30 protein-coding genes are annotated in these 17,507 nt (G+C 37.6%); 2 read left to right on the forward strand and 28 right to left on the reverse strand.

Annotated features, from left to right (window positions below; translation table 11 throughout):
- Nucleotides 1-14: 14 nt before the first annotated feature.
- Entirely contained in the window at nucleotides 15-179 is a 165-nt protein-coding gene (locus tag LBD46_06510) for a hypothetical protein (protein ID MDR2426808.1), read from the forward strand.
- The gene (locus LBD46_06515; GenBank protein MDR2426809.1) at nucleotides 169-690 is read left to right on the forward strand and encodes a PIN domain-containing protein; all 522 of its coding nucleotides are present in this window, start codon (nucleotides 169-171) and stop codon (nucleotides 688-690) included. Before LBD46_06510 ends, LBD46_06515 begins: the two co-directional genes overlap by 11 nt.
- A 74-nt stretch (nucleotides 691-764) precedes the next feature.
- Here the strand turns inward: LBD46_06515 and LBD46_06520 are convergent, their stop codons facing one another.
- The 28 genes from LBD46_06520 to LBD46_06655 all read right to left on the reverse strand — a co-directional run.
- Complete coding sequence (locus tag LBD46_06520) at nucleotides 765-1,133, reverse strand: hypothetical protein (protein MDR2426810.1); 369 nt, start codon at nucleotides 1,131-1,133, stop codon at nucleotides 765-767.
- Nucleotides 1,126-1,386 carry a hypothetical protein gene (locus tag LBD46_06525; GenBank protein MDR2426811.1) on the reverse strand — a complete coding sequence of 87 codons (261 nt, stop codon included), beginning with the start codon at nucleotides 1,384-1,386 and terminating at the stop codon, nucleotides 1,126-1,128. Before LBD46_06525 ends, LBD46_06520 begins: the two co-directional genes overlap by 8 nt.
- On the reverse strand, nucleotides 1,383-1,628 hold the full coding sequence (locus LBD46_06530) for a hypothetical protein (GenBank protein ID MDR2426812.1): 246 nt from the start codon (nucleotides 1,626-1,628) through the stop codon (nucleotides 1,383-1,385). The genes LBD46_06525 and LBD46_06530 overlap by 4 nt, the downstream gene beginning before the upstream one ends.
- 307 nt (nucleotides 1,629-1,935) lie before the next feature.
- Nucleotides 1,936-2,853 (reverse strand): hypothetical protein, encoded by a 918-nt coding sequence (locus LBD46_06535; protein MDR2426813.1) that lies wholly within the window; start codon nucleotides 2,851-2,853, stop codon nucleotides 1,936-1,938.
- 8 nt (nucleotides 2,854-2,861) lie between these two features.
- A complete protein-coding gene (locus LBD46_06540) occupies nucleotides 2,862-3,155 on the reverse strand; it encodes a hypothetical protein (GenBank protein MDR2426814.1) in 294 nt (97 codons plus the stop codon).
- A 35-nt stretch (nucleotides 3,156-3,190) separates the two neighbouring features.
- Nucleotides 3,191-4,006 (reverse strand): hypothetical protein, encoded by an 816-nt coding sequence (locus LBD46_06545; GenBank protein ID MDR2426815.1) that lies wholly within the window; start codon nucleotides 4,004-4,006, stop codon nucleotides 3,191-3,193.
- A gap of 12 nt (nucleotides 4,007-4,018) precedes the next feature.
- Nucleotides 4,019-4,552, reverse strand: a complete 534-nt coding sequence (locus LBD46_06550) for a hypothetical protein (protein ID MDR2426816.1) — start codon at nucleotides 4,550-4,552, stop codon at nucleotides 4,019-4,021.
- Complete coding sequence (locus LBD46_06555) at nucleotides 4,545-5,360, reverse strand: hypothetical protein (protein ID MDR2426817.1); 816 nt, start codon at nucleotides 5,358-5,360, stop codon at nucleotides 4,545-4,547. Before LBD46_06555 ends, LBD46_06550 begins: the two co-directional genes overlap by 8 nt.
- 1 nt (nucleotide 5,361) lies before the next feature.
- Entirely contained in the window at nucleotides 5,362-5,670 is a 309-nt protein-coding gene (locus tag LBD46_06560; GenBank protein MDR2426818.1) for a hypothetical protein, read from the reverse strand.
- Nucleotides 5,667-5,981 carry a hypothetical protein gene (locus tag LBD46_06565; GenBank protein MDR2426819.1) on the reverse strand — a complete coding sequence of 105 codons (315 nt, stop codon included), beginning with the start codon at nucleotides 5,979-5,981 and terminating at the stop codon, nucleotides 5,667-5,669. The genes LBD46_06560 and LBD46_06565 overlap by 4 nt, the downstream gene beginning before the upstream one ends.
- Nucleotides 5,968-6,414, reverse strand: a complete 447-nt coding sequence (locus tag LBD46_06570; protein ID MDR2426820.1) for a hypothetical protein — start codon at nucleotides 6,412-6,414, stop codon at nucleotides 5,968-5,970. Before LBD46_06570 ends, LBD46_06565 begins: the two co-directional genes overlap by 14 nt.
- A complete protein-coding gene (locus tag LBD46_06575) occupies nucleotides 6,398-6,655 on the reverse strand; it encodes a hypothetical protein (protein MDR2426821.1) in 258 nt (85 codons plus the stop codon). Before LBD46_06575 ends, LBD46_06570 begins: the two co-directional genes overlap by 17 nt.
- Before the next feature lie 2 nt (nucleotides 6,656-6,657).
- Complete coding sequence (locus LBD46_06580; GenBank protein ID MDR2426822.1) at nucleotides 6,658-7,218, reverse strand: hypothetical protein; 561 nt, start codon at nucleotides 7,216-7,218, stop codon at nucleotides 6,658-6,660.
- Nucleotides 7,218-8,300 (reverse strand): hypothetical protein, encoded by a 1,083-nt coding sequence (locus tag LBD46_06585; protein MDR2426823.1) that lies wholly within the window; start codon nucleotides 8,298-8,300, stop codon nucleotides 7,218-7,220. Before LBD46_06585 ends, LBD46_06580 begins: the two co-directional genes overlap by 1 nt.
- Nucleotides 8,301-8,399: 99 nt before the next feature.
- Nucleotides 8,400-8,780 carry a hypothetical protein gene (locus LBD46_06590; protein MDR2426824.1) on the reverse strand — a complete coding sequence of 127 codons (381 nt, stop codon included), beginning with the start codon at nucleotides 8,778-8,780 and terminating at the stop codon, nucleotides 8,400-8,402.
- Nucleotides 8,780-9,208, reverse strand: a complete 429-nt coding sequence (locus tag LBD46_06595; protein MDR2426825.1) for a hypothetical protein — start codon at nucleotides 9,206-9,208, stop codon at nucleotides 8,780-8,782. The genes LBD46_06590 and LBD46_06595 overlap by 1 nt, the downstream gene beginning before the upstream one ends.
- Complete coding sequence (locus LBD46_06600) at nucleotides 9,208-10,146, reverse strand: hypothetical protein (protein MDR2426826.1); 939 nt, start codon at nucleotides 10,144-10,146, stop codon at nucleotides 9,208-9,210. The genes LBD46_06595 and LBD46_06600 overlap by 1 nt, the downstream gene beginning before the upstream one ends.
- Nucleotides 10,147-10,149: 3 nt before the next feature.
- Complete coding sequence (locus tag LBD46_06605) at nucleotides 10,150-10,596, reverse strand: hypothetical protein (protein ID MDR2426827.1); 447 nt, start codon at nucleotides 10,594-10,596, stop codon at nucleotides 10,150-10,152.
- Between the two features lies 1 nt (nucleotide 10,597).
- Nucleotides 10,598-11,104, reverse strand: a complete 507-nt coding sequence (locus tag LBD46_06610) for a hypothetical protein (GenBank protein ID MDR2426828.1) — start codon at nucleotides 11,102-11,104, stop codon at nucleotides 10,598-10,600.
- Nucleotides 11,101-11,373, reverse strand: coding sequence for a hypothetical protein (locus tag LBD46_06615; GenBank protein MDR2426829.1), 273 nt, complete (start codon nucleotides 11,371-11,373; stop codon nucleotides 11,101-11,103). The genes LBD46_06610 and LBD46_06615 overlap by 4 nt, the downstream gene beginning before the upstream one ends.
- Nucleotides 11,374-11,384: 11 nt before the next feature.
- Nucleotides 11,385-12,263 (reverse strand): hypothetical protein, encoded by an 879-nt coding sequence (locus tag LBD46_06620; GenBank protein ID MDR2426830.1) that lies wholly within the window; start codon nucleotides 12,261-12,263, stop codon nucleotides 11,385-11,387.
- Between the two features lie 32 nt (nucleotides 12,264-12,295).
- Nucleotides 12,296-12,454, reverse strand: a complete 159-nt coding sequence (locus LBD46_06625; GenBank protein MDR2426831.1) for a hypothetical protein — start codon at nucleotides 12,452-12,454, stop codon at nucleotides 12,296-12,298.
- Nucleotides 12,454-12,894: a hypothetical protein gene (locus LBD46_06630; protein ID MDR2426832.1), complete on the reverse strand. Its 441-nt coding sequence runs from the start codon at nucleotides 12,892-12,894 to the stop codon at nucleotides 12,454-12,456. Before LBD46_06630 ends, LBD46_06625 begins: the two co-directional genes overlap by 1 nt.
- Nucleotides 12,895-12,899: 5 nt before the next feature.
- Nucleotides 12,900-13,676, reverse strand: coding sequence for a hypothetical protein (locus LBD46_06635; GenBank protein MDR2426833.1), 777 nt, complete (start codon nucleotides 13,674-13,676; stop codon nucleotides 12,900-12,902).
- A 150-nt stretch (nucleotides 13,677-13,826) separates the two neighbouring features.
- Nucleotides 13,827-14,777 (reverse strand): hypothetical protein, encoded by a 951-nt coding sequence (locus tag LBD46_06640; GenBank protein ID MDR2426834.1) that lies wholly within the window; start codon nucleotides 14,775-14,777, stop codon nucleotides 13,827-13,829.
- Nucleotides 14,774-15,763, reverse strand: coding sequence for a hypothetical protein (locus LBD46_06645; GenBank protein ID MDR2426835.1), 990 nt, complete (start codon nucleotides 15,761-15,763; stop codon nucleotides 14,774-14,776). The genes LBD46_06640 and LBD46_06645 overlap by 4 nt, the downstream gene beginning before the upstream one ends.
- Before the next feature lie 6 nt (nucleotides 15,764-15,769).
- Nucleotides 15,770-17,170: a hypothetical protein gene (locus LBD46_06650; protein ID MDR2426836.1), complete on the reverse strand. Its 1,401-nt coding sequence runs from the start codon at nucleotides 17,168-17,170 to the stop codon at nucleotides 15,770-15,772.
- A 151-nt stretch (nucleotides 17,171-17,321) separates the two neighbouring features.
- A partial coding sequence (locus tag LBD46_06655; GenBank protein ID MDR2426837.1) for a hypothetical protein occupies nucleotides 17,322-17,507 on the reverse strand: 186 nt, incomplete at its 5' end.

The raw sequence follows: 17,507 nt of genomic DNA on the forward strand, positions 1-17,507 counted from the left end.
AAAAGGAAACTAAAATGACCGAACTAGAAGCCTTAAAATCAAAAGCCAAAGAGCTTGGTGTAAAAGTGCCAAAAAAATATATAAAGGCTGCCAAGGCTGTTGATAGAGCTAGGGAAATATTTAAGGAAGCCGGATTCTCTCCATCAAAAGAATACCTAAAAGCAAAATATGGAAAATAAATCTGTTGCTTCTAAACACTATTACCTTTTAGACGCTTCCGCTTTTTGTCGCTTTATTGAGTATATAAGCGCAAATGCTCGTATATCTCATAATATAATTCAAAGAGCTGTATTTGAAAGTTATTTTTATTATATGCCTCAATTTTGTATTGCTGAAGTTTTTAATACTTTTGCAAAATGGCATTATGCAGAGAAACGTATAAATGAAAAAAAATATAAAGAACTTTGTAGCATATTTAAATTTCTTATACATGATAGACTTGTTATATATCCTTACGATTTACATCGTTACCATAATTTAAACTGCGATAAAGTCTTTCCTGTAGAACACACTACGCCGCACAGTATGCCTAAAAAGGGGAAGCTCTCAACTTTTGATATATTAATAATTGCAATGGCTTTAGAACTTCAACTTATACATGGCAACGATAATGTTTCTATTCTTAGCTGTGATAACAGGCTTACAGAAATTTCAAAATTATTAAAAATTAAAACTGAAATTTATTGTTAATTGCCGATTAATTGGTTACTGCCACCATTGCTTCTATCAATATCTATCAATACCGATAGATTTACAAATTTCTTTCAATCGCCATTACCGCTATTACTCCCAGAGCTACGCATAACGCAGTCTTGTATTTTGTGGTTGATTTCTTCCAGCTCGTCAATGTGGCGGAATGCGCTGTCTGCTCCTGCGTAAATAGCATCTGTAAGTTCTGAAATTCGCTGTGTGCTTTCTCTCGCTCTAATGTCTGCTGATTCAGCGATTCTTTGAGCGTCGAGTTCTCGCTGCACAATTCCAAGTTGCTGTTGTGTACGAACTTCAAGTCGTTGCGTATCTCGTTCAATTTGTCCGCCTGCATTTGAAAAAGTGTAGATAGCTCCTCCGCACATAGCGGCGCCGAAAATAATGCCAATGAAAAAAATAAGCAGAAAAGTTTTGAAATCATTCATTCTTTCCCCTTGCAACCGCAATTATCTCTTTTACCATCGTCCATTTTGTTATTAAATACGGTATAATCGCTATAAAAGCAATTATTGCCAACGCTATAAATATTTGATAGTTAGCATGCTCATTGTCAAACCTTTCAACACTATAAAAAGCCAACCCTGACGCTATTAACAACATTATTGCCGTCCATACCCTTCCAAAACTTATTCGCTTGTCATTTGTGTCATCGCATTCAAACATCTCTAAGATTTTCATATTTTCACTCCTCTAAAAAGTCCTATAAAAAAATCAACTGCCGCCAAAATAACCGCTCCACCTACAATTGTGCCTATCCACATAAATGCGCTTACTCTTGATTCAAGCCTCTCTGTTCTTGTCTTTAGCCCCTCTTTGCCATTCCCATAAAGCGTATTATCATGGTCTTCTATTTTTTCTTTGATATACTTTACATCTCCCTTAATCTCAAGCAAACATTCTTTCATTTCTTCATCGGTCATAGCTATTTCCTCTCTTATTCAGCGTTATCTCTGCCGCTGAGCTGCCGTAGTCGTTGTAGCTGTTGTAGTAGCCGTAGTTGCCGCAGCCGTCGTAGTTGTAGTAGTCGTTCTAATCTGCCGGCTGCTAAGGCAATTCCCCTTTTCTAACTTGCCTTCTTGCTAGGCTTCCGCTTGTAGCCGCCGCTAATTCCCCTTTTAGAAAAAGGGGTGGCTGAGAGCAAAGCTCTCTGACGGGGTATTTCGTCTTTGCCGTTGCCGTTATCTTTGTCGTTGCCTCTGCCTCTGTCAAACTTCTAAACCTCCAATATTACACGTCATAAATAACTCTTACTCTTGCACTGTATCCTGTTAAATCCTCATCAGTATGGACTGTGATAATTTTTGTTGACGGATTAAAAGACAAATCTGCAGCAGCAATCGGTTTGACAATAGTTCCATTGTCAATAACGCCTTCAATATTACGCACAACTGCATCAGCCCGCAGCCACAACTCATCACTAGTATAATCTCCAGCTTCTCCCAACGTTATTTCCGCTGCCACTTCATAGCCGATTTTTGAGCGCAGATAAGGTAAATTAACAAGCTCTTCAGGCACAGTCGGCGATAAATAGAAATTAGTACCGTCAAATGCAACACTGAGATAGCCAGGGTTCGTCAATATAATTTGTGTTATTATCCCAAAATCTATATTGTCCAGCTTCATAATCTGTGTATTTTTCTTTTGATTAATCACAGAGGTAGTAAATATTACATAGCTGGAACTATTCCAACTAACTCCAAAGATACAATTAAGCAATTCAATCGAATTAATAATTTCATTAGTAGGCGACATATGTTCTAAATCCAGAGATATTGTAAAAATAGTACTATTCGAAGTATTAGCGCTGTTATATCCTCTCAATTTTAACTGGAGATAATGACCATCGGCATTTGGAGTTCCCACGATAATTTTGTTATATAATAAATCAGGCTCTATTCTTGTACCCTGAAATACACTCCCGATTACATATTGACTTACATCAATAATTGCGCCTGTCAAATTTTCACCTACAGCTAAATCTTTAATATTTGTAATTTCCTCAGACGGCGCTCCAATAGCTTCATAATAGGTCGAGGCAAAAGAATTATATGTCTCCTGCATTGTCAAATAATTCTCTTCAAGATATTTCTTCGAAAGCCCACCACTGCCATTTTCTTTTATCCCTTTTAACGCTTTTATTGCCATATAATCCCCTATGATAATGTTATTACTACGTCTGGATTTACGTCTTCAGAACCTTCGGCTTTGATTAGATAATTTATTACAGGCAGACGAGCAATAAAACTCCCACTTTCAGACGTAAAAACCATATCGCTGCCGTCTTCAAATTTGCATACTTCCCAATACCCACCGCCATCAGACGCTCTGATTGTTATATTGCCAGACGTCAAGTTTGTTATTGTCAATACTTTTTCCTGCTCGCCCTCTACCTGATTTAACACCCCAAAATCCCTCACCAACAATCCTTGTTTGATTTTTAAAATCATTCTTTTGCTCCTTGAAATTTATTTTTTACACGCTCTTACTGTTGTTTTCGAAAATACAATGAATCATAACCTACAATATTGACTGCTTTTCGTTGTCCAGAGTTTAATATTACATCAACATACCCACCACCACACATAAGTTGCAGTGAATCGTATATCGTTCCACTAGAACTGCCATCAGAACGCAAAGAATAAGTATATATAAAACCACCGGACATAAATATGTATGTACAATTTGTAGAATTAGAGTTGTTGTAAGATAACCTTAAATTTAAAAAATAATAAGCATGGTCTTCCGGAAGAGTGGGAAAAAGAGTTGAATCTTCAGTCGTACTTAATGTTACGTTTATGTTCGGAGAAAATGTGCCAAATGGGGTGCCACGGTTCATCCACTTATTACTGCTGTAGTAAAATTCTAATACTAGGTCTGTATCTGAACGAATAGAAAGAGTACGGCTTCCGTTAATAACTATACAAGAGCATTCTCTTTGGTTTCCAGATAACGTAAAAGGCATTCCCGTACCTCCGGAGTTCCACGTCCATCTATACGCTCCGTCGGCAAGCGTTGTTGGGTTAGTGTTTGCAGGCATTGCTCTGTAAGTAAATTTGTTATTTAGTAAGTTATCAATTTCAGCCTTATTATATCCCGATACCCAAATGCCGTTATTCATTATCCATGAGCCAGCATCTGCCTTCTTGGGAGCATAAGCATTGTTAAATTTGTTTCCCAAAAACGCTCCAAGTTTTGCCAATGTCATTTTTTTTGTCGATATTCCATCCTCGACAGGAAAAACTTGTTCATCTGCCGCTGATGGCGCTTCCGGTAATCCTGATATTGTTTCATCTGCCATAATACGCTCCTTTTATACATAAGTAATATTCATAAAATAGACTATTCCCGCCGGCTTTAAGAACTGATTAAATAAATTAATTACTTCGTCTATATAAATTTGATTAATAAAAATTTGAAAAATCAGATTGTCGCCATCTATTGTTATAATATTTTCACCGTCTTTTGCAATCCAATTTGACACGTCGCTTGAATGCTGTTCTATATCTATTTCTAAAACTCCGGGCGATGTCATATTGAAAGTAATCCCTGCGTCAGCACCGAATATAGCTTTAATAATTGTTATTAACATCTCAAAGGTTCCAGTCTTATCAAGGCTCTGCATAATTGTGTCAAAACTTTGAAGAAATATATCTCTTCTTATAGCCTTTGAAATCTCAATATATTGACCGTCGTAAATTATTTCGCCAAGCCCTTGCGAGCTATAAGCATTTTCAAAATAAGTTCTCAGATTCGCAAGTGTGTAGTCATTACAAGCCTTCCATATCTTATAATTGGAAATATCGTCTTTCTCTTTTCTGAATAACTGAAATTCAAACTCATTCATGCTGCGTTACCTGTATATTTGCAGGGTCAAATGTAAAAAGTTCTGTAAAAGCCGACGTGTAAACCGCACTTGTAAAAACATTGTTTGTTTTAGAGTTTGAATATTCAAGCAGAATGTCTGCCGCATATGGGGCATCTCTATTTATTTCGAAATAACGTTCCGGCATAAAATCATTTCCAAGATTATAAAGCGCTGCTAAGTTGAACAATAATTTCTCTTTTACTTCGTCATCGGATATACGCGCATACTTTGAGCCTTTGGCATAAGTAATTGTTATACGCAGCAGCGTAGGTATATTTTCCGAAGGAGTGAAAGCAAAAGTTATAGACTGCCCATTCGTCAGCTGCAAATCTCCGCTTTCAGTCCCGTCGTAAAATAATCCCGCAACAGAATTATCTTTTATGATGTTTAAGATTTCGGATTTCTTAGTTTCATAATTATCGGCTTGCGTATCTACAACGACCGCCACAGCCAAACTGCCAGCCTGTGCCTGCGTATTCTCCCGAACACTGCCAATGTATCCCTTATCGCGCATAGCCTCTATAATGCCGTTATTTGTCGTCTTAGGGTTATTTATACGTGCATTTATATTTTCAAAATAGACTTGTAATCTTGCATAGATTTCAGCGATTGTTGCCTGCTGCTCTATCTGCGTTTGGATAAAAACATAAGCGAATCTGTAAGCGTTCGTGCCTTTAAAAGTTTCAACGTCGTAATTTGTATTAAATTCAGTGTTCCATTGTTTAACGACTATTTGTAATAACTCGTCAAATGTTGCCGGTGTGAAAGAATTATCTGTAAAAGCCATGTCAACCCCCTATCATTTGCGTTTGCTCGTTTGTGTCTAAAAGCTTCATTTCCACTCTATTTCTAAAATCTTCAAATTGCTTTTTTACTTCAATAACACTAATGCCATACTCAGCTAATCTTTGCTGTGCGTAATTCTCGAAAACTTCCATAGCAATTTCAAAGCCGGCATTTAAAAAGTAATTAATATCGATGCCGAAATCCTGCTCATATAACAAATAGTCTGTTTGAATGCGTAAGATGTTCTCGGCTTTATAAACAACCGTATCCGCGAATTGTACTCCATTTGATAATCCCGTAATATCTATCATTGCAGATTCTCTTTCAGCTGGTTAAGCTCTGTTTTCAGTTGCCCTAATTGAGTTACAAGCGCAGGGCTAGGCGCAACAGTGCCGGAGCCTGTCCACTGCCCATTTGCTATTGTGTCAGTCATACTAATCAATGAATCAATAATCTTTCCCATACTGTCAATCGCAATAGCAATATAAATCTTATCCTCTTCGCTAATAAGCAAAATTCCCGCACTTTTAGCCTTTCCTGCGCTTAATATCTGCGCGTTAGGCACTTTACCCGCATCTGCTGAAACTTCGCCATTTTCCGCCGTGGCATTAAGTATTTTCATAATATTCCACCGTGTCTGCCACTATTATTGCGCTGCCAAACAAAAGCCAGCGGCCGCTAAAACTTTTAAGCCGTTTTTTATTTCGCATGAAGCCGCCAGCTTGCGGTAATTTATCAAAGTAAATAAAATCTGAAATCGTCTCATTTATAGTCAAACTAACTGCATTTATATTTTTCAAAGTTTTACTTTCCAAATCGTAAACAAAATTATTCTTTAAAAACAATTCTTCAATGCGGCCACTATAAGTTATCTTCGCTGTCAAGTCGTGATAATTTTGTCCTTCTATACTGTAATTTTTAAGCGTTGCTAAAAAAGGAAATGTAAAAAAATCTTTACACGGAACGACATCAAAACCTTCAGCTTTTAATAATTCAAGTTCTTTCACATAATAAGGATAAAATCTGTAAAATCCGTTCTCAAGTTTCAGGCGCATAACCCACCCACAAATTATTGTCCTCATCTATGTACGCGGATTTGTTATCTTTCTCAAATCCGTTTCGTCCGTTTAAAAATGGCGTCAAAAATATCCCATCGACGATAACACTGTATAATAAACCTTTAATAATTCTGAAAGTTTGAAAACCTTTGCCTTCAAGCTCAATGCTAAATGTGTAATCAGGAACGCTCAAAGCGTCAAAATCGTTTAAGTTAAAAATTCTATACCATTGCCACATTTTTATGCCCTTGAATAGAAATCAGGTTTAATACTGTCACCGTCAAATCTGTCTAGCATTTCCTGTTTTTTCTCTGCGATTTTGTCTTCCTTTGAAAGCGATATATTTATTTTTATCCCATTGTCGGTATTATTTCCTTCGGCTGAAAAGTGTTTTATTTTTGCGCGAAATAAAATTGTATTGCCGTTAAAGTAAGACATTACATATTTATCTATTGCCGCATTCTCAAAAGCTACATCAATAAGAGGTAATAATATATTCATTCCGATGCTGTTTCTGCTCGCGCCGAATACAAGGTTAACATCATTAGTCAATCCCTTCTGCTTTATTTTTATTTCACCTGTTTCATTATCAACTGTTGTATCATTTGCAAATTCAGCTTTTCTATTTTCGGAAATTAAATATATTCCCGTCAAAATCTCATCAATATAAATCGGCATTGGCTTACTTAAAGAAGTTTCTATTATGGAAGTACTTGTAATTCTGCCGTCAGAAAAACTGCCTCTGATTTTTTTGTCTATAACTTTCTGCAAAACCAAAACAGGATATAATCCAGTTAACATTAAAATTTTTCCTTTATAGCAATGATAAGTTCCGTAATTTTAGTATTGAAATTATTTAATAATTCTGTTGAACGATTTTCCTTTACAACATTCTGTAAATTTACAGACATGTTCGCCATTTCTGTATTTATTTTTTTTGTTTCATCGAGTATTGCCTTTGGACTTATAGCCATATCTATTCCAGCCTGTACGGCTTGCTTTCGTTTTTCTTTATCCATTAGCTCAGCAATTCCCTCTGCAATCTGTATTTGATACTCTTGTAATTTATTATTTAGCTTTGAGAGATGATTGTATATAGCAACATTAGCAGCAACTCGTCTATTTTCCAATTCTTTCGCTTCAGCTTGGCTTTCTATGGTTCCTTCATTAAATTTTCTGCCTGTATCCAATTGTTCTTCGTAAGACCTTTGCGTAGCTTTCAAGCTCTGCGCTTCTTGTAGCACAGCTTGCCGTTTAAGCTCCTGAGCTACTTTTGTCTCAGAACGTCCTACTGTTATCTGTTGCGCAGTTTTTTCAATATCCGAAGTAATAAAGCTTTCAAGTTTTCCTACGGCTCTTTGTCCGAATATTTGAGCTTCAAGTTTTCCTCTTTCCGTAGCTTCCATGCCAGCTAAGACTTTTGAAATCTCAACAAAAACCTTAACCATATCAGTTTCATTTTTGTAAGCGCTCAAAATATTCTCTTTGCCGAGTCTTGCTTCGCCTATCATCGTTTGAAGACGCGTCATTATATTTATAAGGTCGCCCTCTTCAACTCCCTTAGCCATTGCCACAGACTGAAAAGCAAAATATTGCGCTTCATCAGTACCAAACTGCGTGGCTCGTGTTTTAATATCGCCTGCTTTTGCAAGAATTGTGTTGATTTTTTCGTCAGCTTCCCGAAGCGGATTAAGGATAGCATTTGAAAGCATGGCAAATGACACTCCGATAGCTCCGCCAGTAAGACCAAAACGAATAGCGCCTTGCAGTCCGCGTCCGAATTTGCGGGCAACATTTGAAAAGCGCTGCGTTAAACGCGTTTCCATTTGCTTTAATTTTGAAGTATCAAGCATTGGCTGAACTTTTAAAATGTAAGAACTCATCTTTGTAAACCTCACCATAAAACGCTAAGTTTATTAAATCTTCAAGCATGAAATGCTTTGTTTTGTACGCTTCTGCCATTAAGTCCACGCTAAAATTATTTAGTTTTTTTTTACGTCTTCGGAAATCGAATAAAGTTTTATTTTTGAAAGCTCTAAACACACAGCAACAATAACGTCTATTAATTGGTCAGGCTTCATTTTTGCCGTATTAATCTTTGTTAAAGGAATGCCATTGACATCACAGCAAAAACAAGTTATAGCGTCAACCTCATCTTGTTCTATCGGCACAAGCGCCGCCGCTTCTCTTAATATTTTCTCTTTATCCTCTTCACAAGCGGCATCAAACTCTTCAAGAAATTTTTCATAATTTTTATTCATATTTGCAGGAAGCATTTTATAACCAAGTAACAGCGTGTGAAAACTGTTAAATGCGCGCAGGCTCTTCAGCCCTTCAAGCGCTAAAACCTTTAGATTTATCATTATGCTGCCTCTTCTTTTAGTTTGTCGTCAACGTCAAAACTTTGCAGCGTAAGCTGAATGTTTAAGTCGTCACGGTTTTCGGATATGGAAAGCTGGCGGACTCTCTTTGAAATCAAAGCATTGTTGATAAAACGCGCGTCGCCGGTTTTTCTGTCTATGACATAACCTGTTATCCTCTCTTCGGTTTCATATAGCCTGTTTAAAAGATTTATTATAGCTGTCGGCACGTTCATAATCGGAATAGTTATAACATCCGCAGTACTGCCGCCTTCAAGAATTGGAATACCTGTTTTATTTTTGGAATTAATCCCGCGCTGAAGAGTTTTTTGCTGGCCGTCTTCTATCGTCATTCCGTCGCAGTGTTCAAAGTCATACGATTGGCCATTGTATTTAAAACCAAAATCGCAATTATTTATTCTGAAAATCATTATTGAGCCTCCCCTTGTATTAAATCAACATCAATACCCCAGAGAGCTTTTGGCGACGGAACTGCAATAACTCCCGCAGCACGCCAATTATCATTTATAAGCTCTATACTTACATTTGCGCTTACGACAAGCCCTGTACTTACATATTTGCGGTTTAAAACCTGCTGCACTTCATCTTCAATCAAAGAGGCTTCGGTAATTGTGTAATCAGGATTATTCAATGCAATATATGATACTGCTGCGCTTTGCGCGTCAAGCGTCAGATTTTCATAAATATATGGCGCAGTTATAGCTTGCTTACCGGCGGCAAAAAAAGCTAACCGCTTTCCATACTGTTCAGAATTTAACACAAAACTTACGCCGTCATTAAAATACGCTTTTGCAGTTTCAACGTCGCTTATTGCGTCGTCATACGGCATTTCAATATATTGCTGGTTTCGCCAAGACGTCGAAGATAAAAACTTACCGAAAGCATAAAACATATTCTTTGCGCCGTTTGACAGTAGCCCGTAAAAACCACAGCGCCTTGAAGCTGTCGCAAAAGCTTTGGCAAGCTGTTCGTCATCAAATGAATAGGCAACAATTCCTTTGAAAGTCCCGACATTAAGACTGCCGATTTCACCCTGATTAAAATCGCGCGAAACTAAAACTGTGAAATACTTGTTTTTACTTGCTTCAATCAATGCTTCTGCGTCGGCAATATCTGCAATAGGCAAAACATAAACAGCATTCATTCCTGCGTTAAATAACTCCAATACATCGGCGTTATCCGTTAACGCTTGCACCTGCGCTTTAGAAGTACATAATACAACCGCTTCCGCTACGCCGTCCTTAGGCTTAACAATAGATAAAGCCTGTTTAATATATGCCGCACTCGCTGCCGGCAGCGGCACAATAGGGTTTACCGTAAAAGCATAATCAAGTAATGTATCAGCCATTTATCAATACTCCTTCGAGGACGATTGTCCTCTTATTTTATTTATGATTTTAATAATCCACTTTGATATTTCAGTGATTTTCTTTGTCACAGGATTATATTTTTCTTTGTAAAAATATAAGAATTCCATCAAGTAAACATTAAATCGCTCTTGGTAATTCATAGTAACAGGTGTTTCTTCTCGCGAAAATACAAATTTATTAGTCAGCGTAATCGGCGCAAGCTGGATTTTTTTTGATAAAAAACCGCTTTTGTTCTTATCAATCAGCCCAATTATTGAGATTTTACCCTCAACCCTTGCGCTCGCTTTACCTTGCTTAATTACGTTTTTAGAGCTTGAAACTTCACAGAATAAAACGTCTTGTTCCTTGCTAAAAATCGGCGTTCCAAACAAAACTTTCGGAACTCCGAAAATGTCTTTCAAATCGCACTCTATTTCTTTATGCCACATTTTATTTTCCCTTGCGTTTAATAATGGCTTTTATGCTCTTAAAGAATGTACCTGTGGCTATCATAAGTCGGTTAAATCCTTTCTTTTCTGCCGTTGCTTCTGAATTGTCGCCGTAATCTCCGCGAAGTATCGGCTTACAAACAACAGCCTGAACCGCATTTCTCAAAGCGTTTTGCTTCTCGGGTTTTACAAGATAATGCGCATATTGATATAAGCATTTTAAAACGTCAAAATTGTTTGCATTGCGCCCGTTATTTCGCCACGGCGATAAAAGCCAATTAAAAATCACATCCAATTTTTTCGCTATTTCGCTTACGCTTTCTTCGCTCTGTCTGCCTTTTTGTAAGGCTTTGCCGCCGTGAAACTGTTTAAATTCCCCATATTTTGGCTCTGACTCCAAGATGTCTTCTATTATGCCGACTTCCCATTCATATTTAGAATATTCCTTTGCAAGTATTTCTGCCCAATTATTCGTTTCAAATTGAAGACCATCGGACTTTGTTTTCATTCCAGCACCACGCCGATACTTATATTGTTAAAAATCATCTTCGGATCGTCTATTTCAATAAAGCCTTTCGAAACAAAATACGCTTTTAATTTTATCGTTGCATCGCCTTCGCCAGAACGGTTTTTTAAAACAAGAAAAAGAGCTTGATATTTATCTTTGACTGTAACGGGGGCTTTGCCATCAAGAAACGCCTGAACTTTCGTCCATTCGTCATCTGTCAAAGTTGCCTCATTAATCCATAGCAATATATTATCAAGCTCTTCTCTCATTTTTAAACTCCTTATATTGTCAATAGCTGTTTTATCAACGCGGCTTTCTTTGCAACTTCAATCATTACGGAATTAAAGAAGTATTGCGTCCATGTCAAATTCTTTCTGGCTTCAGTTCCTCTTTGATAAACCTGTGGCAAAAGCCCGTGATTTAAGAGGACGTTTTCATAATCGATAACCAATATTGCGTCCACGTTTCCTAGCGTCGTATTGATTTCAGCAGGCGGAACAACTACCTCAATCGGCGGCTCACCAGATAATCTGCCCGACATCAAAAGGTCTGCAAATGTCGCCGTTCCTGAACCTATAACATCGCCAAATATCGCAGGCAGCTTTGAACCAAGCAGCACTATTCTTTTAAGCCCGCCTCCCGAACCATCCGCGCTTTCTTTTGCAAGGTTTTTAATAAACGCTTTTCTGTCTGCAAATGTCGTTGGAAACGCTGCCGCCGCGCCTTTATCAACAAAATCTGGGTCTTTTGAATAAAAGAGTCCATTATTTTTCACCGTTGCATTTGAAGTTCCTTCACCTGTAAACGCTTCACTGTCAAGCTGTTTATTGTACTCGTCCAAAATCTCATTATCTACCTTTTGCGCGTTGCTGTTATCCTGAAACGTGCTGACTGCATATTCCGCGCCTTTGAGAATTTTTAAGTATTTCTTTTCTGGCTTCTCACCGACTGCTATATGTTTTATCTCCGTATCCTGTGCCAAAACGTCCGCCGCTTTTTTATCTCCCAAAATGCCTCTTTCTTTAAACGTTATCGCTCCGGGCTTTTCATTGTAAACTTTTCCCGCTTTCAGCAACATGTAAAAAGGCCTGTATTGCGGCGTAAAGGCGTTATTGATTTCTATTATCTCTTGCTCCGTGTATATCTTGTCTGTAGCCATTTCTTTAGCTCCCTTGAGGTTTTGCCTCTCTTTTAATTGGGACGATGTCCCTTTTTAAACTTACCGAATTTCTTAAGCTGCTTTTTTGCCGGCGTTTGCGGCACCGTCACTTCGGGCGGCGTCGAATTCTCTTCGCTTTCTGTTTCCTTAAGTCCCGCCTGCCTGTTTTTAAACTCTTTATTTTTACCCATTAAAACCCTCCGGGAAAATCAATATACACAGCTGTTGCCGCCGTTGTTAGCTTAATACCTGTTTTCAAGTTTATTCCGTCACCCGCAACATCGCGGAATGTAGCGTTAATTGCCGTATTATCCGTCGCAACGTTTGTGAATGTCCCCGTATCGGTAATGTATACCGCGCTACCGGGAACTATCGTCAACGCGCTGTCTAACACAACGCCGACCTTTTCTGCCGTCCTAACCACTCCGACACGTCCGCCAATTTCAGCATACCCGATAACTCCGTATGGCGTTCCCGTTCCGTCATAAACGCCTACTGTGTCTGCGTCTATTAATTTTGCGGCTTTGCCTACCGCAACTATCGCTTCCGCCAAAGTACCGTTAAACTTAAAATTTTCTACTACGTCGCTGTTACCTCTGATTACTGGTTTTGCAAGTGCTATTTCTGCCATTTTGTTTACGCTCCTTTTTTGAATTTGCCGGGAAAGTAATATTCATTTGCCTGCTCGGCTAATTTCTCTTTGTATTTTTTTTGAAAATCGTTTGTTTCTATTCCATTTTCAGCCTTTACTAACTCAGCTTGTTTTTTATCTCTGCGAATATTTTCAACAGAAAGCTCAAAAAGCTCCCAATATTCGTCGGATAGTTCGTTGCGTTTTATTTGCGTCAATGCTAAAAACTCTGTGGCTTTCTTCTTAAAACTTTCTGTCCTCAATGCGTCGATATTTGATTGAACCGAAAAATATTTGTTCAAAATCGCGCTTCTTAACTCGTTAGCTTTTTCTATGCCGGTGTCATAATTACGTCCTTTTGAAAGTTCAATAATATTAATTACTTCATCACCGACAATCTCTTTATTTTCCTTTGCAAAAGTTTCAATTTTGTAATTGAATTCAACAGCTCTTTCAAGCTGATTGTTTATTTCTTTAATCTTCGCTTGTTCCTCCGAATCTTTTTTTGATTTGGCAATTAAGTCTTCAAGCGTCGGGTTAGGATTCGGTGGTACAGACAGCAGTTTTTGTTTTTCTTTAAGTTCTTTCAATTCTTTCTCGGCAGCTTCGGCTTTTGCTTTCGCTTCATCAAATGCTGTTTTTTCTTCTGGCGTCATTTCAAACAAGCACATAGGCGTCATAAATCCAGGTATTCCGTTTACTGCGACGCGCCAATGAAACTTATCTAACGCTTCATGAAAAAACATCACTACTGCAAGCAACATCAACTTCATTCTCTTCATACTCCCTCCTTGATTTTTTGCAAAATTTCTAATATACTTTTGTTGTAGCCGATATCGCTTAACAGCGTGTAGTTAAGATTTCACTTGCAAGCCTAATTATAGGCCACTTAAATGTGTGTCATTGTAAGGTTCAACTTAACAAAATGTCGGCTACTTCTTTTTTATATACATTGTTTTTGATAGAAGCCTTTTCTTTTGAGTTCCAACGACTTCAACATAATAATATTCATTTCCTATGACTTTCATATACTTTATTGATTTTGTTCCGTTGTTTTTTACTTTCATTGATACACTGTTATAATTTTTTGTTATCTCTGATATTAAAGCCAAATCCCTTGCTTTAACCGCAATTTGATTGCGTGCTTTTTCCGTTGCAAAATCGCCGTGATTATTTAATATATGTTTAACATCAATAAGCCTCAATTCATAGTTATAACCGTTTAAATCAAATCCTATATTCTTTTTAAGTCTTGCCGCTTCCGCAGATTCAACGGTTCTAAATTCAACAGTATCTACTATGTTCTTTTTATTAATAGCTTCATTATAAAGCCTTTGAGTATCAGCGATAAATCGCTTATCGGTATTTTTCAAAATCTTTTCCTTATCATAGTTTCCGATAAAATCAATGCCGCATTGACAACCCCACCGCTCGCCCGGCATAAATCCGTTTTTGTCGCCTTCGCCTACCTTAAACACTTTTCCATATAAAAGCTGATGTTGCGGGTCGGGCGTTTGCGCATCAGACGGCAGCCACATATAATATTCGCCGTAATGTTCTTCTTTTAGCTCTTGCACTTCGTCATAAATCAACGTGCTGTAAATACGCTGCTTCAAAAGCGCTTCACCGTTTGTTGCCTCTTCGTAAGCCTCGCTCTTTGTTGCTCCTTGATTTAAAAGCTCTTCGTATTTATTTTTGTATTGATTAACCGAATTATAAATGCTGCTTTTTATTTCTCGGCCGTTTATTGCCTTTGCAGCTGTCAAAGAACGTAATACCGTTTTCTTTACTTCAATATCGTTGGCATATAGAAGGCTCTGCTCTTCAAATCCCTTAGGCAATACTTTTTTTAAATATGCCTTTGGGTCAAAAATAACGCTCATTGAAAAAGTTCTTCCATCAAATCTTTCTTTGTTTTATCGTCAAGCAATGTTGACGTTTCAACAAACGGCATTAAACTTGAAATAGCCGCAAATTTGCGCCATTTATTCGATTTGAAAGATATTTTTAAATTGAACAGCTTATCAACTACAGGCTTAAATATCGGATAAAAGAAAGATGTTAAACAGCGTTCTATTGCTATTTCATCGCTTTCACCCGTCGTAGATATTCCACTGGTCAAAATTCCGTTTACATAAGACATCGGAGAGTTGAGATAAAACGCTATCAACCCGTTTATAAAGCTTATAGCCGTCTCTGTCGCAGACATATCAATTTTTGCCAGCTCAATAGAATCTAATTCGTCAAACATTACAGGTTTGCCTTCAGACATGCCTTCAACAAGTTCCTTGCCTTGTTTCTTTGGATTTTCCTTTTCATTGTTGGCAATTAAAGCGCGGAAATCATGGATTTTTAATTGAATCGCTTTTGATACATTTATATTGCTGTATGTAGCGGACAATATGACATACTGAAATGCGTAAAGCATTTTTAAAATTTCAGTTAAAGTATAATCTTTGAATGTGAAATAAAAACCATTGGAATAAGGTCTATTGTTTTTAAAACCATCTTTAATTTCATTCTGTTCTGACGGCGTCGCAACTCGCAAAACGCCGCTTTTATAAATCAATAGCAAGTCGTCTTGGTTTAACATTGCCTTTGAAAGCAACGAAATTAATCCTTTGTCCGCGTTACTTTCACCGTAAGATTTTACTACCGTGTCCCAAAAGAAAGGCTTTACGTCTTCCGGCAAGCCTCTCGAATTAGAAAAACAATCTGTAAGGATTTTTTTATAAAGGTTTTCAATGCAAAAATCTATGAAAACCTTTTCAGTTATCCGCGCATCAAAAGGAAAGGGGTTGTCAAATACGGATTTATCGCTTGCACTTTCCATACCCAATACCTTATTAAAAAGACTTTTTAATTCCATTTTTGATTACTCCATTTTAATTAAGCCTAAATGTAACATCGCGCTTGCTATATTATCGGGCGCGTCATCATGTTTCATGATATATTCATACTCTTTTACCTGCTTATTAAAACGCTTATTCGCTTCAATCAGACTTGCACTTCCATTGGAAACTTTTGTTGAAAGCTTTATATTTTTCTTAAATGTCGCCGCGTTTTGTATCTTCGCTTTTTTATTTACCGTCGTATTAACTCCGACAAAATCTAAATTTTCTTTCCTCAAAATTATTATAGGCTGCCTTCCAAATTTGTTTATTTCAAAACCGCCTTTTTTTGCTGCAAACATTTGCCATATTGCTTTTATTGCATCTTCACATTCATACCAAGCCCTGCGAAAACTAAAGCCTACGCATATCAAGTTTTCAAAATTTGCAGAGTAACATGCAATTGTCGTATCATCTTCACCTGTATCCGCTCCGTCTATCCACATGAAAGACCCTTCGCTCGGATAAAAATCTACCGTTTCTATACCTGCAAATGGGCAAGTCTCGCTCTCGTCAACTTTTAAAAAGTAATTCTTCTGTATAAATGTCTCTGAAATGCCCGCCGCTCTTTTCGCTTCAAGATTTATCGCTTTATCAAGCTCTGGTATCGAACCGTAAGGCAGCATCATTACTTTTACAAGCGGCGCAATTTTTGAATATAAATCTTTTGCGTGTACAGGCTGACCTAAAATTATTATGTTTTCCGACATTCCTGACATTGCGTCATAATAGTTTTCAATGTACTCTCTTTCTTTTTGCGAATATTGGTCTTTTATATCTACAATATCATCACAGATTACAAAGTCAACATGATTCATTTTCGGCGACATTCTCACCGACCATGCTTTTGCGTTTTCCTGCTTTCCAATAACCCCTTTTATTTTTATCCGGCGCGTGCTGTCAATTGCAAGCTCTGTGCCGTTTGCTTTTAAGACGTTTCCTATTTCGGAAACTATAGACGCCGCTTTATCTCTGGTTTTGCTTATTATTAGAAATGTCCGTTTTGTATTTTTGTAAATTTCATATGCCGCGCCGCAAATCGTGATATAATCGGTTTTACCGTATTTCCTTGACGCAAGAACAAGTTTCGTTGCGCCGCTAAAAGCAAAGTCAACAAATTCTTTCTGCTGAGGAAACGGCTTGAAATATCCTGCGTTATAGCAAAACGTGTCAAAGTCAACCTTTGCACCTTGCGTTGTGGTTACACTGTCCTTCTCGACATCGTCTATTAGCTCTTTAACAGCATAAAAAGCGTTAACATCACCTTTCATAGCTCTTAATGTTATACCTGCTACAACCATTGTTTTTACTGACGGACTATCTAATATGGCAGGTATTGCTTGTGCAAATTTGATGGTCACATCATCGCTAGGCTTCATAGCCATTATCACATTCACAATTTCTTTCAAAGAACGTTTTTCACGTCTAACTTCGCCGCTGGTAATCCCGCCTTTTTTTGCAATCTCTTTACGTTTTGCCGGCGGTCTATCTTTTAAATTTTTGAGGTTTTTAAGTCTTTTTTTTTACCGATATCACTCATAACTTAACCGCCTTCATGCCGGTATATTTCTCATAACGATGTACAGTTACATCACAATATTTAGGGTCAAGCTCCATAACACGACAATGGCGGCCGAGTTGCTCACATGAAATAAGCGTAGAACCGCTGCCGCCAAAGCCATCCAGAACTATATCTTTGCTTCTTGAATTGCGCTTTAATGC

Origin of the sequence: Candidatus Endomicrobium procryptotermitis, assembly GCA_031279415.1 — a bacterium.
In the GTDB taxonomy this organism is placed as follows: domain Bacteria; phylum Elusimicrobiota; class Endomicrobiia; order Endomicrobiales; family Endomicrobiaceae; genus Endomicrobium_B; species Endomicrobium_B procryptotermitis.

Excerpts from the sequence above, each read along its gene's own strand:
- LBD46_06600 (MDR2426826.1), bottom strand. The coding sequence starts at position 10,146 with ATGGCTGATACATTACTTGATTATGCTTTTACGGTAAACCCTATTGTG.
- LBD46_06585 (MDR2426823.1), bottom strand. The coding sequence starts at position 8,300 with ATGAGTTCTTACATTTTAAAAGTTCAGCCAATGCTTGATACTTCAAAA.
- LBD46_06570 (MDR2426820.1), bottom strand. The coding sequence starts at position 6,414 with ATGCGCCTGAAACTTGAGAACGGATTTTACAGATTTTATCCTTATTAT.
- LBD46_06555 (MDR2426817.1), bottom strand. The coding sequence starts at position 5,360 with ATGGCTTTTACAGATAATTCTTTCACACCGGCAACATTTGACGAGTTA.
- LBD46_06520 (MDR2426810.1), bottom strand. The coding sequence starts at position 1,133 with ATGAATGATTTCAAAACTTTTCTGCTTATTTTTTTCATTGGCATTATT.
- LBD46_06640 (MDR2426834.1), bottom strand. The coding sequence starts at position 14,777 with ATGAGCGTTATTTTTGACCCAAAGGCATATTTAAAAAAAGTATTGCCT.
- LBD46_06620 (MDR2426830.1), bottom strand. The coding sequence starts at position 12,263 with ATGGCTACAGACAAGATATACACGGAGCAAGAGATAATAGAAATCAAT.
- LBD46_06565 (MDR2426819.1), bottom strand. The coding sequence starts at position 5,981 with ATGAAAATACTTAATGCCACGGCGGAAAATGGCGAAGTTTCAGCAGAT.
- LBD46_06595 (MDR2426825.1), bottom strand. The coding sequence starts at position 9,208 with ATGATTTTCAGAATAAATAATTGCGATTTTGGTTTTAAATACAATGGC.
- LBD46_06535 (MDR2426813.1), bottom strand. The coding sequence starts at position 2,853 with ATGGCAATAAAAGCGTTAAAAGGGATAAAAGAAAATGGCAGTGGTGGG.
- LBD46_06635 (MDR2426833.1), bottom strand. The coding sequence starts at position 13,676 with ATGAAGAGAATGAAGTTGATGTTGCTTGCAGTAGTGATGTTTTTTCAT.
- LBD46_06510 (MDR2426808.1), top strand. The coding sequence starts at position 15 with ATGACCGAACTAGAAGCCTTAAAATCAAAAGCCAAAGAGCTTGGTGTA.
- LBD46_06625 (MDR2426831.1), bottom strand. The coding sequence starts at position 12,454 with ATGGGTAAAAATAAAGAGTTTAAAAACAGGCAGGCGGGACTTAAGGAA.
- LBD46_06525 (MDR2426811.1), bottom strand. The coding sequence starts at position 1,386 with ATGAAAATCTTAGAGATGTTTGAATGCGATGACACAAATGACAAGCGA.
- LBD46_06610 (MDR2426828.1), bottom strand. The coding sequence starts at position 11,104 with ATGAAAACAAAGTCCGATGGTCTTCAATTTGAAACGAATAATTGGGCA.
- LBD46_06590 (MDR2426824.1), bottom strand. The coding sequence starts at position 8,780 with ATGATAAATCTAAAGGTTTTAGCGCTTGAAGGGCTGAAGAGCCTGCGC.
- LBD46_06615 (MDR2426829.1), bottom strand. The coding sequence starts at position 11,373 with ATGAGAGAAGAGCTTGATAATATATTGCTATGGATTAATGAGGCAACT.
- LBD46_06650 (MDR2426836.1), bottom strand. The coding sequence starts at position 17,170 with ATGGCTATGAAGCCTAGCGATGATGTGACCATCAAATTTGCACAAGCA.
- LBD46_06575 (MDR2426821.1), bottom strand. The coding sequence starts at position 6,655 with ATGTGGCAATGGTATAGAATTTTTAACTTAAACGATTTTGACGCTTTG.
- LBD46_06630 (MDR2426832.1), bottom strand. The coding sequence starts at position 12,894 with ATGGCAGAAATAGCACTTGCAAAACCAGTAATCAGAGGTAACAGCGAC.
- LBD46_06540 (MDR2426814.1), bottom strand. The coding sequence starts at position 3,155 with ATGATTTTAAAAATCAAACAAGGATTGTTGGTGAGGGATTTTGGGGTG.
- LBD46_06515 (MDR2426809.1), top strand. The coding sequence starts at position 169 with ATGGAAAATAAATCTGTTGCTTCTAAACACTATTACCTTTTAGACGCT.
- LBD46_06530 (MDR2426812.1), bottom strand. The coding sequence starts at position 1,628 with ATGACCGATGAAGAAATGAAAGAATGTTTGCTTGAGATTAAGGGAGAT.
- LBD46_06545 (MDR2426815.1), bottom strand. The coding sequence starts at position 4,006 with ATGGCAGATGAAACAATATCAGGATTACCGGAAGCGCCATCAGCGGCA.
- LBD46_06580 (MDR2426822.1), bottom strand. The coding sequence starts at position 7,218 with ATGTTAACTGGATTATATCCTGTTTTGGTTTTGCAGAAAGTTATAGAC.
- LBD46_06560 (MDR2426818.1), bottom strand. The coding sequence starts at position 5,670 with ATGATAGATATTACGGGATTATCAAATGGAGTACAATTCGCGGATACG.
- LBD46_06605 (MDR2426827.1), bottom strand. The coding sequence starts at position 10,596 with ATGTGGCATAAAGAAATAGAGTGCGATTTGAAAGACATTTTCGGAGTT.
- LBD46_06645 (MDR2426835.1), bottom strand. The coding sequence starts at position 15,763 with ATGGAATTAAAAAGTCTTTTTAATAAGGTATTGGGTATGGAAAGTGCA.
- LBD46_06550 (MDR2426816.1), bottom strand. The coding sequence starts at position 4,552 with ATGAATGAGTTTGAATTTCAGTTATTCAGAAAAGAGAAAGACGATATT.